This window comes from Paludibacterium denitrificans (assembly GCF_009707705.1).
GTDB classification, from domain to species: domain Bacteria; phylum Pseudomonadota; class Gammaproteobacteria; order Burkholderiales; family Chromobacteriaceae; genus Paludibacterium_A; species Paludibacterium_A denitrificans.
Genome location: NZ_WLYX01000001.1, coordinates 2,718,674 through 2,736,741, shown reverse-complemented (window position 1 = coordinate 2,736,741; position 18,068 = coordinate 2,718,674). Strand labels below are relative to the sequence as shown.

The 18,068-nt window shown below is 56.4% G+C and carries 16 protein-coding genes and 7 pseudogenes; 13 read left to right on the top strand and 10 right to left on the bottom strand.

Features of this window, described 5'->3' with window-relative positions:
* Nucleotides 1-143: 143 nt before the first annotated feature.
* Nucleotides 144-883 (top strand): annotated as a pseudogene (phbB, locus tag GKE73_RS17610) (acetoacetyl-CoA reductase).
* A 155-nt stretch (nt 884-1,038) separates the two neighbouring features.
* Entirely contained in the window at nt 1,039-1,497 is a 459-nt protein-coding gene (gene msrC / locus GKE73_RS17605; protein WP_230371520.1) for a free L-methionine (R)-S-oxide reductase MsrC, read from the top strand.
* Here msrC and GKE73_RS17600 read toward each other — a convergent pair.
* On the bottom strand, nt 1,448-2,533 hold the full coding sequence (locus GKE73_RS17600) for a DNA-binding protein (protein ID WP_230370946.1): 1,086 nt from the start codon (nt 2,531-2,533) through the stop codon (nt 1,448-1,450). The two genes, msrC and GKE73_RS17600, sit on opposite strands and share 50 nt — an antisense overlap.
* Nucleotides 2,534-2,680: 147 nt before the next feature.
* Between GKE73_RS17600 and GKE73_RS17595 the strand changes: the two genes are divergently transcribed.
* The 3 genes from GKE73_RS17595 (at nt 2,681) to GKE73_RS17585 (ending at nt 5,192) form a co-directional block, all read left to right on the top strand.
* Nucleotides 2,681-3,835 carry a tyrosine-type recombinase/integrase gene (locus GKE73_RS17595; RefSeq protein WP_230370945.1) on the top strand — a complete coding sequence of 385 codons (1,155 nt, stop codon included), beginning with the start codon at nt 2,681-2,683 and terminating at the stop codon, nt 3,833-3,835.
* A 97-nt stretch (nt 3,836-3,932) separates the two neighbouring features.
* Nucleotides 3,933-4,871: an Hsp70 family protein gene (locus tag GKE73_RS17590; protein WP_230370944.1), complete on the top strand. Its 939-nt coding sequence runs from the start codon at nt 3,933-3,935 to the stop codon at nt 4,869-4,871.
* Between the two features lie 171 nt (nt 4,872-5,042).
* A complete protein-coding gene (locus GKE73_RS17585; RefSeq protein WP_230370943.1) occupies nt 5,043-5,192 on the top strand; it encodes a hypothetical protein in 150 nt (49 codons plus the stop codon).
* A 16-nt stretch (nt 5,193-5,208) separates the two neighbouring features.
* Here GKE73_RS17585 and GKE73_RS17580 read toward each other — a convergent pair whose 3' ends face one another.
* From GKE73_RS17580 to GKE73_RS17550, 8 genes and pseudogenes are all read right to left on the bottom strand, one after another.
* The gene (locus GKE73_RS17580; protein ID WP_230370942.1) at nt 5,209-5,478 is read right to left on the bottom strand and encodes a hypothetical protein; all 270 of its coding nucleotides are present in this window, start codon (nt 5,476-5,478) and stop codon (nt 5,209-5,211) included.
* A gap of 196 nt (nt 5,479-5,674) precedes the next feature.
* Nucleotides 5,675-6,204 (bottom strand): annotated as a pseudogene (locus GKE73_RS17575) (phosphatidylglycerophosphatase A family protein).
* Entirely contained in the window at nt 6,149-7,099 is a 951-nt protein-coding gene (gene thiL / locus GKE73_RS17570; RefSeq protein WP_230370941.1) for a thiamine-phosphate kinase, read from the bottom strand. Before thiL ends, GKE73_RS17575 begins: the two are co-directional and overlap by 56 nt.
* 66 nt (nt 7,100-7,165) lie before the next feature.
* A complete protein-coding gene (nusB, locus tag GKE73_RS17565; protein ID WP_230370940.1) occupies nt 7,166-7,612 on the bottom strand; it encodes a transcription antitermination factor NusB in 447 nt (148 codons plus the stop codon).
* A 111-nt stretch (nt 7,613-7,723) separates the two neighbouring features.
* Nucleotides 7,724-8,193 (bottom strand): annotated as a pseudogene (gene ribH / locus GKE73_RS17560) (6,7-dimethyl-8-ribityllumazine synthase).
* Between the two features lie 42 nt (nt 8,194-8,235).
* A pseudogene (ribBA, locus tag GKE73_RS17555) lies at nt 8,236-9,341 on the bottom strand (bifunctional 3,4-dihydroxy-2-butanone-4-phosphate synthase/GTP cyclohydrolase II).
* Nucleotides 9,342-9,380: 39 nt separating this feature from the next.
* On the bottom strand, nt 9,381-9,515 hold the full coding sequence (locus tag GKE73_RS24135; RefSeq protein WP_280955009.1) for a hypothetical protein: 135 nt from the start codon (nt 9,513-9,515) through the stop codon (nt 9,381-9,383).
* Nucleotides 9,512-10,128: pseudogene (locus GKE73_RS17550) on the bottom strand (riboflavin synthase subunit alpha). Before GKE73_RS17550 ends, GKE73_RS24135 begins: the two are co-directional and overlap by 4 nt.
* A gap of 241 nt (nt 10,129-10,369) precedes the next feature.
* Between GKE73_RS17550 and GKE73_RS17545 the strand changes: the two are divergent.
* The 8 genes and pseudogenes from GKE73_RS17545 (at nt 10,370) to GKE73_RS24130 (ending at nt 17,699) form a co-directional block, all read left to right on the top strand.
* Nucleotides 10,370-11,985, top strand: a pseudogene (locus GKE73_RS17545) (peptide chain release factor 3).
* Nucleotides 11,985-12,836, top strand: coding sequence for a mechanosensitive ion channel family protein (locus tag GKE73_RS17540; RefSeq protein ID WP_230370939.1), 852 nt, complete (start codon nt 11,985-11,987; stop codon nt 12,834-12,836). The pseudogene GKE73_RS17545 and the gene GKE73_RS17540 overlap by 1 nt, the downstream one beginning before the upstream one ends.
* A gap of 71 nt (nt 12,837-12,907) precedes the next feature.
* Nucleotides 12,908-13,551, top strand: a pseudogene (locus GKE73_RS26135) (TetR/AcrR family transcriptional regulator).
* An 854-nt stretch (nt 13,552-14,405) separates the two neighbouring features.
* The gene (locus GKE73_RS17525; protein WP_230370936.1) at nt 14,406-15,236 is read left to right on the top strand and encodes a GGDEF domain-containing protein; all 831 of its coding nucleotides are present in this window, start codon (nt 14,406-14,408) and stop codon (nt 15,234-15,236) included.
* 353 nt (nt 15,237-15,589) lie between these two features.
* A complete protein-coding gene (locus GKE73_RS17520; RefSeq protein WP_312854588.1) occupies nt 15,590-16,048 on the top strand; it encodes an anti-virulence regulator CigR family protein in 459 nt (152 codons plus the stop codon).
* A 242-nt stretch (nt 16,049-16,290) separates the two neighbouring features.
* The gene (locus tag GKE73_RS17515; protein ID WP_230370935.1) at nt 16,291-17,034 is read left to right on the top strand and encodes a CYTH domain-containing protein; all 744 of its coding nucleotides are present in this window, start codon (nt 16,291-16,293) and stop codon (nt 17,032-17,034) included.
* On the top strand, nt 16,973-17,500 hold the full coding sequence (locus GKE73_RS17510) for a CHAD domain-containing protein (protein WP_280955008.1): 528 nt from the start codon (nt 16,973-16,975) through the stop codon (nt 17,498-17,500). Before GKE73_RS17515 ends, GKE73_RS17510 begins: the two co-directional genes overlap by 62 nt.
* Nucleotides 17,406-17,699 (top strand): CHAD domain-containing protein, encoded by a 294-nt coding sequence (locus tag GKE73_RS24130; RefSeq protein WP_376767381.1) that lies wholly within the window; start codon nt 17,406-17,408, stop codon nt 17,697-17,699. The genes GKE73_RS17510 and GKE73_RS24130 overlap by 95 nt, the downstream gene beginning before the upstream one ends.
* Before the next feature lie 150 nt (nt 17,700-17,849).
* Here the strand turns inward: GKE73_RS24130 and GKE73_RS17505 are convergent, their stop codons facing one another.
* Entirely contained in the window at nt 17,850-18,056 is a 207-nt protein-coding gene (locus tag GKE73_RS17505) for a hypothetical protein (protein ID WP_230370934.1), read from the bottom strand.
* Nucleotides 18,057-18,068 lie beyond the last annotated feature (12 nt).

Genomic DNA, 18,068 nt, shown 5'->3' with positions numbered 1-18,068 from the left:
ATAGCTTCTATTTTTTTAGCATAAGATTTTGCTGCGGTGCATTATTTACAAATATTTTGTCGGCTCTTATTCTGTAAGAAAAAAGCAACGGGATAGACCCATACTTCAAGCTGTCTTACCCCCAAATAAATGGAGCCAACATCATGACAAAACGTATCGCCTTGATCACCGGAGGCATGGGCGGCATCGGTACCGCCATTTGCAAGTCCTTGGCTAGTGCCGGTCACACCGTCGTCACCACTTACAGCAAACCGGGCAAGGAACAAGCTTGGCTGGCCGACATGTACGGACTCGGGTTTAACGACGTGCATGCCTACCAGTGCGACGTCACCGACACCAGCGCTTGCCGGCACTGATTGCCAAAGTGGAGCAGGATATCGGCGCGGTGGACATTCTGGTCAATAACGCCGGCATTACGCGTGACGGCACCTTCAAGAGACAGACCAAGGACGACTGGGATGCGGTCATCAAGACCAACCTGGACTCGCTGTTCAACGTCACCAAACCGGTGGTAGACGGCATGGTGGAACGCGGGTTTGGCCGCATCATCAATATTTCTTCCATCAACGGCCAGAAAGGCCAATTCGGCCAGACCAACTACTCGGCCGCCAAAGTAAGCATGCACGGTTTTACCATGGCCTTGGCACAGGAAGTGGCACGCAAAGGCGTAACGGTCAACACCGTTTCGCCGGGATATATTGCGACCGAGATGGTGATGGCGGTTCCGGAAGACGTGCGTAACAAGATTGTGGCGCAAATTCCGGTAGGCCGTCTGGGCAAGCCGGAAGAAATCGCCGCACTGGTCAATTATCTGGCATCCGAATTGTCCGGTTACATGACCGGCGCCAATCTTTCCATCAACGGTGGGCAGCACATGATGTAACCAGAGCAGGACGAAACAAAAACCCGGCACAACGCCGGGTTTTTTTATTTGAAGCAAACAGCTATGCTTGCGCCTCCATTCCCCCGTTATAACGATCATGGCAGAAACACTGACTATCCAGGGGACAGAGCAAGGAAGAACGCTATCAGGCGCTCCTGCCACAAGCCAAAGCGCTGGTCGAAGATGAAACCGACCTGATTGCGGCATTAGCCAACCTGTCGGCCGCCTTGGCCATGACTTTTGACTGGCTATGGACAGGCTTTTACTTGGTCAAAGCCGGGCAACTGGTACTAGGCCCGTTTCAAGGGCCCATCGCCTGCACCCGCATTGGTTACGGCAAAGGAGTATGCGGCAGCGCTTGGCAGCACAACCAGACACTGATCGTGCCAGACGTCGAGGCCTTTCCCGGCCATATTGCGTGCTCGTCCGACTCACGTTCGGAAATCGTGGTCCCTATCCATGATGCAACGGGCCAAGTGGTGGCTATTCTGGATGTGGATTCGGCCAACCTTGCCACTTTTGATGCCACCGATGCGCGTTATCTGGAAGAAATCGTCACCGCACTTACACCGCTGTTTCCGGCCGGGACAACGACGCCTGCAACTGCAGACTGAGCCAGTTGCGCACGGCCTCAGCATCCATCTGCGCCAACTGCTCACGCACCGGCAACAAGGCCGCACTTAACGGCTCAAGATAACGCTGCGCGCCAGCCGCCAGTTCTGCCGCCAGATGTGAGTTTTCGCTTAAGCCCATGGCCAGCAAGCGCGAGGCCGACTGCTCCAGCTGGCCACCCTGACGTTGTGTTTCCTGCTCCAGACTGGCGCAGCGTTCATCCAGCCATTCCAGACGCGCCGCCAGTCGACCGTTCTCACGCTCCCGCTCGGCCAAACGCTCGCGCCAGACATTGTCCTGTCGTGTAATCTCTTGGCGGGCTTGCTGCAACTCGTCATTCAAGCGCTGCTGTTGTTGCGTCATCGCCAAGCGTTCCTCTTCCACTTGTTCATACAGCCTGACGCGCAAGCCCTCCAGACGCTCGTACGCCAGTGCTTCACGCCTAGCCGCTTCGTTGCGCTCCTCCTGAATACGCTGTTCGGCCCGCGCCTCCAGCTCGGCAACACGCTCATCCGATTCCCGCCGCAGCGCCATGGCATCCTGACGCATGCTCGCCAACATTGACTCCAGATTCTGTGCCGAAGCTTCAAGCTGCCCGCGCCGCGCCGATTCCGCCGCCAAGGCACTCTCCAGATCGGCAACTCTCTGGTTCTTCAATTCCAGTTCGCGCAACGCCGACTGCAAGGATGCCTCACGCGCCTGTAGTTGCTGCAACTGTTCGTCCAGCTGCTGCGCCATGGCCGTGACGGCCGACTGCGACTCCTGACGTACGGCGTCAAGCTGCCGGTCGGCCTCATCACAAGCTTTTTGCCAGAGCAATTCAAAGGCTTCGGCCAACCCTGCAGGCCAATCCGGCCGCTTGGCGGAGAGCGACATGCGTGACAAGAACTCCTGCCGCCACTCTTTTAGCGTGTTGTTGATGGTGGTATTGGAACCGGACCCCAGCCGGGCGCGCACCTCAACTACCGTGGGCCAGACGCCCTCGCCCACCAACTCGAACGCCGCTTGCCGGATGCGCGCATAAATATCTGTCGCCATCGCCATACCCTGCCTGAATTGTAATTGCCGGGAATTCTACCACATTGTAAATAATAATTTATTACGTAATACGTTATTAATTTAACAACAAAACAATAATATTTCCGATTACTATACTTATCGGAAGTAAATGTTAGAATTAGCCACATGAAAGATACCCCTGCCACGCTTGCCTTACCCGCTGACCGGCCATCGACACCCAGTATGGCGAGGCAAGGTCTACTCATTGATGCAAAGTCGGATCAGCAAGCCGTCCTGACCTGGTTATCCGAATTCCTTAATAGCCCAAGAACGCTGGCAAGCTACCGCAAGGAAAGCGAACGTTTTTTGATGTGGCTAGACGAACGACAACAACGCCTGTCAAGCGTGCGCCGTGAGGACGTTCTGGAATTCGAGCGCTTTCTTGCCCACCCCACTCCACAGAAAAAATGGCTAGGCCCAAGCAAGCCGCGTCAACACCCCGACTGGAAGCCATTCAGCAAGCCACTCACCGCCAGCAGCATCCGCCAAAGCCTGACCATTCTGGGAGCACTGTTCAGTTATCTGAATAATGCAGGCTACCTTAATGGCAACCCTTTCAAGCTGCGGCGCAGCCCCAGTCCACGCACCATGACCAATCAGGTAGAGCACTTCCTCAGCGAGGCCGCCCGGCATCAACTACAAAGCACGTTGGCCGAACTCCCCCGCCACACCACACGAGAAAAACAGCACGCCGAACGAGCCGACTGGCTTTTCAGTCTGCTCTATCTGACCGGCGCGCGCCGTAGCGAAGTGGCCAACGCCTGCATGGGGGATTTGTTTGAACGTCAGGGCAACTGGTGGTGGCGCATTACCGGTAAGGGAGGGGTTTCGGCCAACGTACCGGTAAGCGATGAATTACTGGGCAAGCTGAAACGCTATCGTCTCAGCCTGGATCTTGGCGCTTTGCCCATCAGCGGCGAAACCACTCCGCTGGTCTGCCGCTTACCCGGTAAAAACCGGCAGCAGGCACTGCAACCGTTAACCGACAAGGCGATTTATCTGATTTGTCAGGAAATCTTTGCTCGCGCCAGCACCAACAGCAGCAACCCGGCGCTGCGTCGCGAACTTGAACAAGCCACACCGCACTGGATGCGGCATACGGCAGCCAGCCACCAGCTGGAAGCGGGTGTGCCGCTACTGGTAGTCAGCCAGAATCTGCGTCACGCCAGCATCCAGACCACGCGCCGTTACTTGCACACGGAAGATGATGCCCGTCATGCAGCCAGCCGCCGTCATACCTTGCGTAACACCACCAGCCAAGATGACCCGCCACCGGACTGAGCACCACATCCGTCACGCCAGATAGAAAAGTCGGCCAACACCCTTCCCTTGCCGCGTTAATCGACGTACTATCGCGCTCCGGTTTTTGGGAGGGTACATGGCTGTTCACAACGCTGCGCGTGCTTGCGGCATCGACTTTGGCACATCAAATTCCACCGTCGGCTGGCTTTGCCCCGATCGACCCACCCTGCTACCGCTGGAAGACGGCAAAATCACCCTGCCGTCCGTAGTATTTTTCAACTACGAAGAAGATCACTCGGTCTTTGGCCGTCATGCCCTGCAGGAATACATCGAAGGCTACGAAGGGCGGCTAATGCGCTCGCTCAAGAGCCTGCTGGGTTCCAGCCTGATCGACAGTCAAACCGAAGTACAAGGCAAAGCACTGCCTTTTCGCCACCTGCTGACACTATTCATTCAGGAATTGAAACAGCGCGCTGACCGGGCAGCGAACAGATCATTCAGCGAAGTCGTGCTGGGGCGCCCGGTATTCTTTGTGGATGACAACCCCAAGGCCGATCAACTGGCTGAAGATACGTTGGCCGAAGTCGCCCGGCAGATCGGTTTCAAGGACGTCTCCTTCCAGTACGAGCCCATCGCTGCGGCGTTTGACTACGAATCCGGTATCGAACGCGAAGAGTTGGTGCTGATTGTCGATATCGGCGGCGGCACCTCCGATTTTTCGCTGGTACGACTCTCTCCCCAGCGCCACATGCTGGATCAGCGCCACGACGACATTCTGGCCAACGGCGGCGTACACATTGGCGGCACCGACTTTGACAAGCAACTAAGCCTGCATGGCGTGATGCCGCTATTCGGCTTCAAGAGCTGCGCAACAATGCCGAGATGCCGTCCGGCCAGTATTTCAACCTGGCCACCGGCACACCATCAACTTTGCCTACACCCGCAAAGCCTGGATGGAACTGCAAGACATTTACCGCGATGTTACCGAACCGAAAGCCATGGATCGGCTGTTCAAACTGATTCAGGAACGCGCCGGACATTGGCTGGCCATGCAGGTGGAGACCGGCAAGATTGAGCTATCGGACCAACCGCACTGTCAGCTTGATCTGGGCATGATCGAAGCCAATCTGACAGCAGAGTTAAGCCGCGAAGCCTTTAATCACAGCATTGATCACCTGCTGACGCAGATTGGCAAGACATTGCAGGGCTTGTTGGCTGAAGCGTGCAGGCCGGGCAGATTGATACCGTGTTTTTTACCGGGGGTTCCAGCGGTGTACCGGCGTTACGCCAGAGTATCCGTGCCCTGCTGCCGCAGGCGAGACACGTCGAGGGCAACCTGTTTGGCAGCATCGGCAGTGGCCCGGCGATTGAGGCACGCAAACGCTACGGCTGCTGAGAAAAGTGTAACTTGGCTATCCGCCCGAGCCATTGCGGCGGCGGGCTTTTTTCGGCGCAACTGACGGCGGATCAAAATCGAACAGCAAACCGGTACGCCCGGTTTGTGACTGACAGGCGATCACCAGCGCACGGTTGATCGCCTCTTTCTTGCTTACCCCCCACCACTCGATCATCTTGTCGAGCGACTTTTGCGCCTCGCGCGTTAGCTCCACCGTAATCGCCAATTCCTGCAACCGGTTACGGCGCAACTCGCGACTGCGGCGCTTGCGCTCGGCCGCCGTCATCGCACGTTCCCCCAGAGGCTTCCTGCCCGTTTTTTTACGGACACCCCCAATCAGGTCAAACGTGTAATGGTCGCAAGGGTCTTTCATGCCAAACAGACAGGTCAAAAGGAAGGGGCGCAAGCATACCACACTCGCTTTGGCTGGGCGCCATTTCCACGCGCAAAGCGGCAGGATTACCTATTAGTCATGCCGGGCATCACAACCACCCGCGCTGCATGACCCCAAACAGCACCAACATGGCAAACAAGGCGGCAACCAAATCATCCAGCATCACGCCCAAACCACCGTGGACATGCTGATCCAGCCAGCTGATTGGCCAAGGCTTGGTAATGTCAAACAACCGGAACAAGGCAAAGGCCAACAGCCACGCCAACGGCGTTTCCGGCGTAATCGACAACACCAGCAGCATGGCGACGATTTCGTCCCACACAATCCCACCATGGTCATGCACGCCAAGCGCCTTGCCTGTGACCGAGCAAAACCAGACACCGACGACAAACAACGGCAGGCACAATCCAGCCAGCCACAACCCCTTGACGCCCAACGCCCACAACAGGAAAAACAGGGGATAAGCCGCCGGGTTCCCCGGGTTCCCGGCGCCTTGGCCGCCAGACCGCTACCAAAGCCAAACGCCAGAAAATGCGCCGGGCGTCGGGTAATGAATGCCCAGTCAGGCTTGATCGAAGTGGTCAAATCCGCTCCTTTGCAAAGAAATTTCACGGCCATCGGCCGCCAGCAAATGCGCCTTGTCACCGACGACAATGCGACCGATCCGCGTAAGGCGGCAATCAACAGTGGCAGCAATCGCGGCGACGCTGGCACGCTGACTCACCGGCGCGGTAAACACCAGCTCGTAATCATCGCCACCGGCTGCCAGATAAGGCAGCAGGGTTGCGCGCTGCTGCTCGATGGCCGGTAACGACGGCAGACATTCGGCCCACACCTCCGCCCCAACGCCAGAGCACTCCAGAATATGCCCCAAATCGGCCAGCAGGCCATCGGAAACATCTGCCACCGCATGCGCCACACCGCGCAAGGCGTGCCCCAGTTCAAGACGCGGCGTCGGATAATCCAGCCGCTGGCGACAGGCGGTAAACCAAGGCTGTTCGGCCAACCCTTGCTGCCGACTGGCCACCGCTAGTGCCCCCAAACCCAATTCACCGCTGACCCAGATATCGTCTCCCAGTTGCGCGGCGGCACGGCATAGCGCCTGCCCCTGCGGCGCTTCACCCATTACCGTCACCGACAAGGTCAACGGCCCACGTGTGGTATCGCCCCCCACCAAGTCAACCTCGTAACGTTCAGCCAGCCGATAAAACCCTTCGGCAAAACCTGCCAGCCAGCGCTCGTCCAGTTGTGGCAGCGCCATGGACAACAACACCCAGCGCGGCGTCGCGCCCATGGCCGCCATATCAGACAGATTCACCGCCAACGTTTTGTGCCCGAGCGCAACCGGATCGACATCGGCAAAAAAGTGACGCCCTTCTACCAGCATATCCACCGACACATGCAGATCATGCCCCGGCGTTGGCCGCAGGATCGCCGCGTCATCGCCTACGCCGAGCACAGCCTGCCGGGCCGGTCGGGTGAAATAGCGCCGAATCAGCTCAAACTCAGTCACGATGGCGGACCTCATGCAAAAACACCCGCCAGAAGCGGGTGTGTATCATCTTGCGCGACACGGCTCTCAGCTCTGACGACGAGCTTTTTGCGAGGCCACTTCATCAGCACGCAGGTCAGCCGCCAACTTGTCCAGTACACCGTTGACAAACTTGTGGCCGTCGGTACCGCCAAAGGTTTTGGTGATTTCAATGGCTTCATTGATGATAACCGGATACGGAGTTTCCGGATGCTGCGACAATTCCAGCGCGGCCATCAGCAGTACAGCCTTTTCTACCGGGCTAACTTCATCCTCACTGCGCTCGTGATAACGGCTTACCTGTTTCGTCAGCGCGGCCGCATCTTTCAGTACACCGTACAAGATGGTGCGGAACAGGTTTTCGTCCGCTTTGACAAAGTAATCGTTTTCACGCAGGTGTTTTTCAATCAGCGAAGCCGGTTGTTCCGGATTCAGTTCCCATTCGTAAATGCCCTGTACGGCAAATTCACGGGCACGGCGTCGGGCAGTTTTCATAAAATCGCGAGTCCTTGTAAAGAGCATGAAAGCCAGCAGCGAAAGTGTCGACCAAGATCAACACCCCACAGCCTGACTTCCCTTTTTGTTCAGCAGGTTGGCCGAAACGGCTTAACCGCGCAGACGACGATGCAGATTCACCATTTCCACGGCAACACGGGCAGCATCGCGCCCTTTTTCCAGCGTACGGACTTCCGCCTGCTCGTCGGTTTCCGTGGTGAGAATGGCATTGGCCACCGGAATGTCAAAATCCAGACCGACACGCGTAATGCCTGAGCACCGGATTCATTGGAAACCAGTTCAAAGTGATAGGTTTCGCCGCGAATCACGGCGCCCAGAGCCACCAGCGCGTCAAAACGCCCGCTCTTGGCCATGGTTTGCAACACCAGAGGCACTTCCAGCGCGCCCGGCACCGTAGTCAGCAGCACGTCTTGCGGTTCCACGCCCAGCGCTTTCAGCTCGGACAGACAGGCATCACGCAGCGCGTGGCAAACGGCGCCGTTGAAACGGGCCATAACGATACCGATTTTCAGACCTTTGCCGGTCAGATCGGGTTCCGGGCGTTGGATAGCGGATAGCATGGGTGTCCTCGCTGCGAAACGTATTTCGGAAAACCGTTGATTTTAACCGATTTCGATGTGCGGGTGTTCCGGAAGACAAAATCCGGTCACTTCCAGCGCAAAACCGGTCATCGAAGGCAGGCTTACCGGCGAGGACATCAGCTTCATCTTGCCAACGCCCAGCGCCTTGAGCATCTGCGCACCGATACCGAAGCTCTTGCTGTCCCACTTCTGCTTTTTCTGCTGCTTGCCCAGTGCGCGATCCAGCAGGCTCTCGCCACTTTGTGCACGGTACAACAGCAGCACCACCCCACGCCCTTCGTCTTCGATCATCTCCAGCGCATTCGGCACGGTCCGGTGTGATCGCCGGACAACGGATCAAGAATATCCATCACCGACAGCGGCTCGTGCACCCGCACCAGCGTTTCTTCATCGGCCACCAGCTCGCCCTTGACCAGCGCCAGATGAGTGGCGTTGGAGGTTACATCGCGGAAAACATGCAGGTTGAACGAGCCAAAAGGTGTTTCCACCGGACGCTGCCCGACTTTTTCCACCAGCGATTCGGTACGGCTGCGATAGTTGATCAGATCGGCAATGGTGCCAATCTTGATACCGTGCTCGTTGGCAAATTCGATCAGTTCCGGCAAGCGCGCCATGGTGCCGTCGTCATTCATGATTTCGCAGATCACGCCCGCCGGTTCCAGACCGGCCAGATTGGCCAGATCGCAGGCTGCCTCGGTATGTCCGGCACGCACCAGCACGCCGCCCGGCTGCGCCTTGAGCGGGAAAATATGGCCCGGCTGCACCAGATCGGCTTAACTTGGCATGGCGTGCCACGGCAGCTTGTACGGTCCGCGCACGGTCGGCCGCCGAAATCCCGGTGGTCACGCCCTCGGCCGCCTCGATCGACACGGTAAAGTTGGTGGCGTAAGCCGTGCCGTTATTGCTGACCATCAGTGGCAGATTAAGCTGTTCGCAGCGTTGCTCGGTCAGGGTCAGACAAATCAGCCCGCGACCGTATTTGGCCATGAAATTGATGGCATCCGGCGTAACAAAATCCGCCGCCATAACCAGATCGCCTTCATTTTCGCGATCTTCCGCATCAACCAGCACTACCATCTTTAAGCCTTGATGTCGGCAATAATGTCCTGCACCGGAGAAATAGCCATTCCTGCTTTCCTTTATAGTTTTACCGCCCCGAGTCTTACTCAGCACAGTATCAAATCCACATAATCAGACTCGCCATCGTTGATGGCCAATACATCCTGGCTAGCGGTAGCAACGCCTGATTTTCGGCCAACCTGCAACGCCATTTGCGGCGAGGAAGCGACGCCCGGCCTCATGCCGGGCGGCGTTCGGCCAGCACCCGCTCCACGGTATCGACAATTGCCTGTGTCTGCGGATCAATCTCGATATTGATGCGGTCACCCACCTGACGCCACTGGATGATGGTGCGCTCCAAGGTTTCCGGAATCAGGTGCACGCAAAAACGGTTACCCTCGACCTGACCGATGGTCAGGCTGCAGCCATCGATGCCGATATAACCCTTGGTAAATACATATTTCATCAGGGCCGACGGCATCTCGAACCACACCGTACAGTTGTTCGGGCTACGGATCACGTCTGCCACCGTAGCCAGACACATGATGTGCCCGGACATGCTGTGGCCGCCAATTTCATCCCCAAAGCGGGCCGCGCGCTCCACATTGACCTTATCACCCAGCTTGAGCTCGCCGAGGTTGGTCACCTGTAATGTTTCCTGCATCAGATCAAACGACACACGGTCACCATCCACCTGCGTCACGGTCAGACAGCAACCGTTATGGGCAATCGACGCGCCCAGTTCAATCCCGTCCAGCATGTGCGCTTAAGCAGCTTGAGCACATGGGTACGGAAGGACTGTTTTTCCTCAATGGCAACGACCTCGGCCATACCCTGAACAATTCCGGTAAACATAATCCGCTTCTCCTGCCTGCGCCCACGCCCCACCATTGTCATCTTTGCGGCGGGAGCAAAAGCCTTATCATAACCAAATCGTCAGCCGCTGCCGACCGCGTTTCACCAGCCTCACCGGCCCACCAACCACCCGCAAGCCCGCAGAAAAGCGCCAAATCCCGGAAAACGAACGCTTTCGGTTGTTTTATAGCAGCTTACTATCCTGTAAAATTGGCGGTTTACCAGTTCTTTTCAAGCATCCATGTCTGCCGAATTGTCCCGAATTGCCGAGGAAGTGGCGCACCGCCGCACGTTTGCCATTATTTCCCACCCTGACGCGGGTAAAACCACGCTGACGGAAAAACTGCTGCTGTTTTCGGGCGCCATTCAGATGGCCGGTACCGTCAAGGGCAAAAAAGGCGGCAAGTTTGCCACCTCTGACTGGATGGAAATCGAAAAGCAACGCGGTATTTCCGTGGCCTCCTCGGTCATGCAGTTTGATTACCGCGACCACACTGTCAACCTGCTAGACACCCCGGGCCACCAGGACTTCTCGGAAGATACCTACCGCGTCCTCACTGCGGTGGATAGCGCGCTGATGGTCATCGACGCCGCCAAAGGCGTGGAAGAACAGACCATCAAACTGCTGAATGTCTGCCGCCTGCGCAACACGCCAATCGTCACCTTCATGAACAAGTGTGACCGGGAAGTCCGTGACAGCCCGGAACTGCTGGACGAGGTGGAAAACGTTCTGGAAATCCGCTGCGCGCCGATCACCTCGGCCCATTGGCATGGGCAAGACCTTCCGCGGCGTATACAGCCTGCTGAGTGACGAAGTGATTCTGTTTGAAGTAAGCACAGAAAAACTGATCTCCGACGTGGAAGTGATCAAGGGGATCGACAATCCGCGTCTGGATGAACTGTTCCCGCTGGAAATGGAACAGCTGCGCATGGAAATCGAACTGGTCAAGGGCGCCTCCAACGAATGGAATCTGGACGAATTCCCGGCAGGCGAGCTCACGCCGGTGTTCTTCGGTTCGGCCATCAACAACTTCGGCGTACGCGAGATTCTGGATGCCCTGATCAACTGGGCGTAAGCACCGAAACCGCGCGATGCCACGGTACGCATGGTAGAACCGACCGAAGGCAAATTCTCCGGCTTTGTGTTCAAGATTCAAGCCAACATGGACCCGAAACACCGCGACCGCATCGCCTTCCTGCGCGTGTGCTCCGGCCAGTTCGAGCGCGGCATGAAGATGAAACACCTGCGCCTGAACCGTGAAATTGCCGCCTCCAGCGTGGTCACCTTCATGTCGCACGACCGCGAAATTGTGGACGAAGCCTTTAGCTTAGCGACATCATCGGCATTCCCAACCACGGCAATATCCAGATCGGTGACAGCTTCTCGGAGGGTGAAGTACTGGCCTTTACCGGCATTCCGTTCTTCGCACCGGAAATGTTCCGTTCGGTACGCATCAAGAACCCGCTCAAAATGAAGCAGCTGCAAAAGGCTTGCAGCAGCTGGGCGAGGAAGGCGCGGTACAGGTTTTCAAACCCAACAATGGCAGCGATCTGATTCTGGGTGCGGTTGGCGTGCTGCAGTTTGAAGTGGTGGCCTCGCGCCCTGGCGGCAGAATACGGCGTTGAAGCCGTGTTCGAATCGGCCAGCATCTGGTCGGCCCGCTGGTTTACCTGCGAAGACCGCAAAAAACTGGAAGAATTCCAGAAAGCGCTGATCAACAACATCGCCGTGGATGCCTAAGCGGCAATCTGGCCTACATGGCCAGCAGCCGCGTCAACCTGCAGCTGACGCAAGAACGCTGGCCGGATATTGTCTTCCACGAAACCCGCGAACACGCGGTGAAACTCAACGACTGATGAGCACATTGCCCGACTGGCCCGGACTGTGGCAGCACGCCAACATCGGTGATCTGATCCGTTCGGCCATCTGGCTGGTGCTGTTGGTCTTTGTGCGCACCAGCATCCTGCGCACCATTTCGGCCAACCCTAACGTAGCGTTGGAGGTACGACGCCGCTGGACGGTTGGCCTGCGTAATGGCTTGTTTCTGCTGGGGATGGTTGGCCTGATCGTCATCTGGGCCAGCCAGCTGGAGGCCATCGCCGTCTCCATGGTGGCGCTCGCTGCCGCACTGGTCGTGGCCACCAAGGAATTGATCATGTGCGCGGGCGGTTCGCTCCTGCGCAGCGTCAGCAATTGCTACGATCTGGGCGATCATATTGAGGTGTCACATTACCGCGGCCGCGTGGTGGATATCAATTTGCTGTCCACCACCATCATGGAAATCGGCCCGCGCCATGATTCGCACCAGATTACCGGCCGCGCCATTGCCTTCCCCAACAGCCTGCTGCTGGCCAATCCGGTGATCAAGGAAAATTACATGGGCCACTACGTGATCCACATCATCACCGTGCCCATGGCTTACGCCATTCCACCTGCCCGTGCCGAACGGCTACTCAAAGCAGCGGCGGATCAGGCCTGCCTGCCGCATGTGGAAGATGCCCGCCAGCACATGGAACGCATGGCCGCCCGTCATTTACTGGATATTCCTTCGGTCGAGCCCAGAATTGCCGTGCAACCAGTAGACGACAAACGCTATCAGCTGATCTTGCGCGTAGCTATCCCAGCCAAGGAGCGCCAGCGCATTGAACAAGCCATCCTGCACCAATTCATGGATGCCTGCTTTCCAGAAACTAACAACCCAGCATAATAATTTTAGAGCACCAACTCCAAACATGGCATACTCGCTACCATCCTTCAGTTTGGCTCCGTCGGCGCATAATGAATAAACCCCGCATCAAGACCTACGACCGCATCATTCAGGAAAGCCTGAAGCTGTTCAATGAACAGGGCGAACGCAGCATCACCACCAACCACATCGCCGCTCACCTTGGCATCAGCCCCGGCAACCTGTATTACCACTTCCGCAACAAGGAAGAGATCGTCTACCAGATTTTTCTGCAATACCGCGATTTCATCATCCAGCGCCCGGCTATCCCGGAAAACCCGGCGGTAACGGTTGTGGATCTGGTGAGCTATCTGGATACCGCGTTTCTGGCCATGTGGAAATTCCGCTTCCTGTTCTACGATCTGCCGGCCTGCTGGCGCGCAGCCCGCAATTGCAAACCGAGTACCATCAGTTCGTAAACAGCGACTTACGCGAATTGCTGCATGGCCACTTCCGCGAATTCATCCGCCTTGGCCTGCTCAAGATGGATGATGAAGACATTGAAGCGGTCAGCGTCAACATCTGGCTGGTCGTGAAGTTCTGGTTTGCCTTCGAGCAAACGGCCCATCCCAAAGCGCCGATTACCGAGGCATCCAGCCGTCGCGGCATTCACCAGATTCTGGCCATCCTCAAGCCATATGTACAACCGGAATTCATGGCATCGTTTCAGGCACTACGCGAGCGCTACGCCAGTTAAACACCCCGCATCACCTCAGGCCAATGCGGCACGATACTGCCGCATTGGTCTGACTCGGGGAGGAATCACTCCAACCTGACCTCCCGCCATTTGCACGCATAACAAACGTGTGTATGCAACACCAGCCCGAAGAAATGTTGCCGTGGGCTATGACAATGATGTCAAATCAAGTATTCCCACCGCATCAAGATCATCGCCCCGCAAAATGTCCACCACTCCCGAGGTTCCCTTACCACGCCAACCTCTTTTTTGGGGATTGTTGCTGCTCTACGCCCTGTCGCATCGCGGCTCAACCCGGCTAGCCGGAGTTCATTGGGGGGATTGGTGCCTGATCTGGTTGCCATCTGGTGTGGGAGCTTTACTCGCCATCTACTACGGAGGACGCGGTGCTTGCATTGGTGCCGTCGGTTCGCTGATCATGTCATGGAGCCTTTACTGGAGCCAAGACAGCCACGGCGACTGGTTAAGGTCACTACTGGTTGGCGTGTCCGTGTCGGGTATTGACGGCATCCAGTACAGCGTTTTTGCCTTGATGCTGGGACCGGACAAACGTTTCCGGTTAAGAGAAGCTGGCGCATTACGACAGATGTTTGTCACCATCGGCGCCAGCCTGTTATGCACCGTTCCACTATTTGTCCTGCTTCCCAAACTGATCCTGCATATTGCTGACAGCCAATACGCCCCATGGCCGTGGACGCCCCATATCCTGTCTGAAGCTGAAGGATTGCTGATTTCCAATGGTCTGGGCATGCTCCTGATCCTGCCCCCGGCGTTGGCCTTGCTGACACCGGGTATGCGCCAGAGCACCGGCCAAGACAGAAACCCTGCTGGTAGCCAGTGCCCTGCCATTCGTGATGACATTACCGCGATTGTTCATCCTGCAAGAGTATCTGGTCCTGCCACTACTGGCCTGGATGGCGCTGAAGAGCAAGATGGCTGGCGTTGCTTTGGGGATGACTATCGTCGGCATCACCACCGCCATCATGATTCACTATGGACTCAATCCACTGGGAATGTTGCAGGCCAACCTCGCGTTGACCACGCTGGGCGCCTACATTCTTTGCGTCAGCATCCCAATGTTGGTTCTCGGCACGGCACTGGACCAACTGGACGAGCAAAACGCCCATCTGGAACAAATCGTCAGCGCCCGAACCACGGCACTGGTCGAAGCCAACGCCGAACTACAGGCACTGGCCCATCACGACCCGTTAACCGGTGCGGCCAACCGCCGCTATTTCATTGAAGAAACGGAAAAAAACATTCTGCGGGCGCAGCGCTACGAGGAACCTCTTTGCATTTGCATTCTGGATATTGATCACTTCAAAGCCATCAATGACCAATATGGCCATGGCATGGGCGATCAGGTACTCAAGCAGCTGGCAACCCTCTGCCAGTCACTGCTACGCGAGTCGGATTTGTTCGCTCGCTGGGGCGGGGAAGAATTCGTCATCCTGCTACCGGGCGTTGATATTCATGAGGCACTACAGGTTGCCGATAAACTACGCATGGCCGTCGCCTCATCGCCTATCCGCTTCGGCCAACTACAAATTGCCGTCAGCTTCAGTGCTGGCGTAGCACAATGCCGCGCCAACGAAGATCTGGATTCCATGCTTTCGCGTGCCGATCAGGGCCTGTATCGGGCCAAAGCCAGCGGGCGCAATCGTGTCCTGCACACGGCCGATTAATCAGTTCTGTTGTTATCGGACAACCGCAAAGGTTAATCCGCACACCGCCCGGCCAAACCGGTCTATCGTTAGGTTAGCAGCGGAAAACATTTACAAAATACTCGTTGACCCCAACATCTGCGACAAATACCTGAACTAAGCTGGCTTCTATCGGTACCGCCATAGTAGGCTAGATAGCAATCTGATCTGGCTGGCGAACCCAGAAAACATTGCAACGAACAAGGACAGCGCCATCATGAATGCATATACCAAAAGCAAACAGTTAGTCCTGACAACATTATTGTCTTCGGTACTGGTAACGAGCACGGCAATGGCAGCACCCCCCCAATGGAGATCACGGCCCATTCCAAAATATCCAGAGTGATCAAGGGCAGCGCTCGCCGCAACGTCAGGACCGGCAAGACAGTAAGCAAGGCCGCGAGGCGGACCAATTCCAGAATATCCGCAGCGCCCCCGATCAATCCTATCGAGGTGACACCCGGTACAACCGTGACTACCCGCCGCGCGGACATCAGGAGCGTAATCATCACTATCATGAGGGCTGGGGTGGCGTTTCTCGTGAGCACGCACGCAATTTTGCCTATGAAGAAGGGATACACGGCTACAAACCGCTACCTCCCGGTATTCGCCGCAATCTACGTTATGGCCACCCGCTTCCTCCGGGAATTGCCATGCGCCCGGTTCCCCCGCAGCTGCTCCGTCGCTTACCACCACAGCCCGGCTATGAGTGGCACATTGTCGGCTCGGATCTGGTGCTGACAGCCATTGGCACCGCCATCGTGGCGGACATTCTGATCAACGTTCTGCAATAACCCACTCATAGGGTGAGTTAACAACAAGGCCGAGGCCAGACAACCGCCTCGGCCTTGTTTTGCCATGCGTAGCACGCCACAACGGTTAACGGAGAGAGGCCATCACTGACCACCGTAGCCCCACTGGCCTGACTAGCGTATATAGTTAAATTGTTTTCAGAAACAATTATCTAATTTGCTAAAGATCAGAGTTGGCCGAACTTCCACTCGGAGAATAAGGGCTGACAGGGAAAACCACTCCGATGCATTTCGAAACCGAACTGAAGCTCAGGCTTGCGCCACAAAAGAATGCTGCTTTTCGACGGCTGATGGCAACACACGCCCCCGCTCCAAGCCGTAAACATATAGTCAGTCATTACTACGACACTGCCACACTGGAACTTGCCAGATACAACATGGCATTAAGCCTGCGGCGGCAGGACGGACAATGGGTTCAGGCCATCCATCTCGACGATACGGCCGGATCAGGACTCCATCAGCGGCTCACATTTGAAGCGCAGGTAGCAAGCCAGGCTATCGATTTAGCCAACATCACCGATGAAGCTACGCGTCGCTTTTTATTGCAAGACAAGATTGCCCGGGCATTGCGTCCGCTATTTACTACAGACGTGCAACGCACCAAGTGGCACCTTGAGGATGAAAACGGCAATGAATTAGAAGTTGTACTGGACCACGGCACGATAGTCGGAGACACGCAGACTCACAAGATCAATGAGGTGAAACTTGGCTTAAGACAAGGCCAAGCCTCCGCCTTGTTCGACTTGGCCTTGGCGCTCGGCAAACATTTCTCAATGATGCCCGAGCCACTCAGCAAGGTAGCGCAGGGCCACCTGTTGAATCAGCTTAGCCATCAAACCAGTGCCATCCAAGGCCCAATTACCCAAGCTGACCGGCAACATGCCATCACAACAGGCGATGCAGGCAATGGCTTACGAGACGCTACGGCACTTGCAGGCCAATGTTCCCGGCGTACTCGACGACCATGACATCGAATTTGTGCACCAGGCGCGTGTAGCCTTGCGACGGTTAAGATCGCTGCAAAAAATTTTCCCGTCCCTCGTGCCGCATCATGATCGGGAAAACGTTCTGTCACGCATCAAGGAACTTGCCGCAACACTGGGACAAGTGCGCGATCTGGATGTGTTTCTGACAGAAACCTTGCCGCCGCTGGAAGAAGCACTGGCGATGAGCACCGACTTTACTCCGCTCAAAGCAGCACTAGCGCGGGCACGTCAGCACAGTCAGAACAAGGTGGTCACCGCCCTGACCTCACCAGACTATGGCAGGTTATTGATTCAACTACTGGCTGGCTTGCATGCACCGCAATCGGCAACAGAGAAACCAAACGGCAAGTTGCGTGACGTTGCCAGGCCCGGCACTGAGCCAGCGCCGGAAACCTATCAAAAATTCAATAAAACATTGGCAATCACTGGCTCCGGTGGAGCGACATGACTTACGCAAACGGGCAAAGAAATTACGCTATGCGATTGAATTTTTCTCTCCGCTCTACCCGCGGCAACAGGTCAACGCGTATCTGAGTGCGCTAGAACAGGTGCAATCGGTTATGGGAGCCGTCAATGACCACATCGCCGGTCAGGCGCTAATGAAACAGCTTGCCCAGCAAGACCCGGAGCTGCAACAGCTCGTTTAAGCATCGTCATTGGCTGGTTGGCGCATGCGGCCAACCAATCCGAAACCACTCTGGGTAATGCTTTAGACAAGCTGGCATCGGCCAAGGCGTTTTGGTAAAGCAGAGCCGGAACCGGCTTCGCTTCACTCCCAAACCATCAACTGCTTTTATTCAGTCATTCAGGGCCGCCTTGGCCGCCTCTTCCGGCGTCAGTCCGTCAAAAAACTGGTCCGTAAACCATTCGGCCTGTTCTTCGATGTGCTCTTGCGCTTCGGCCGGGGTCGCCCCAGCCGCCACCAATAGCACCTCCACTTCAGCACACCATTCCAGCAATGCAATCGTATCCGGATCCAACTCGGGATTTTTGTTTTTGGCCAAAGCCAGCTCCTT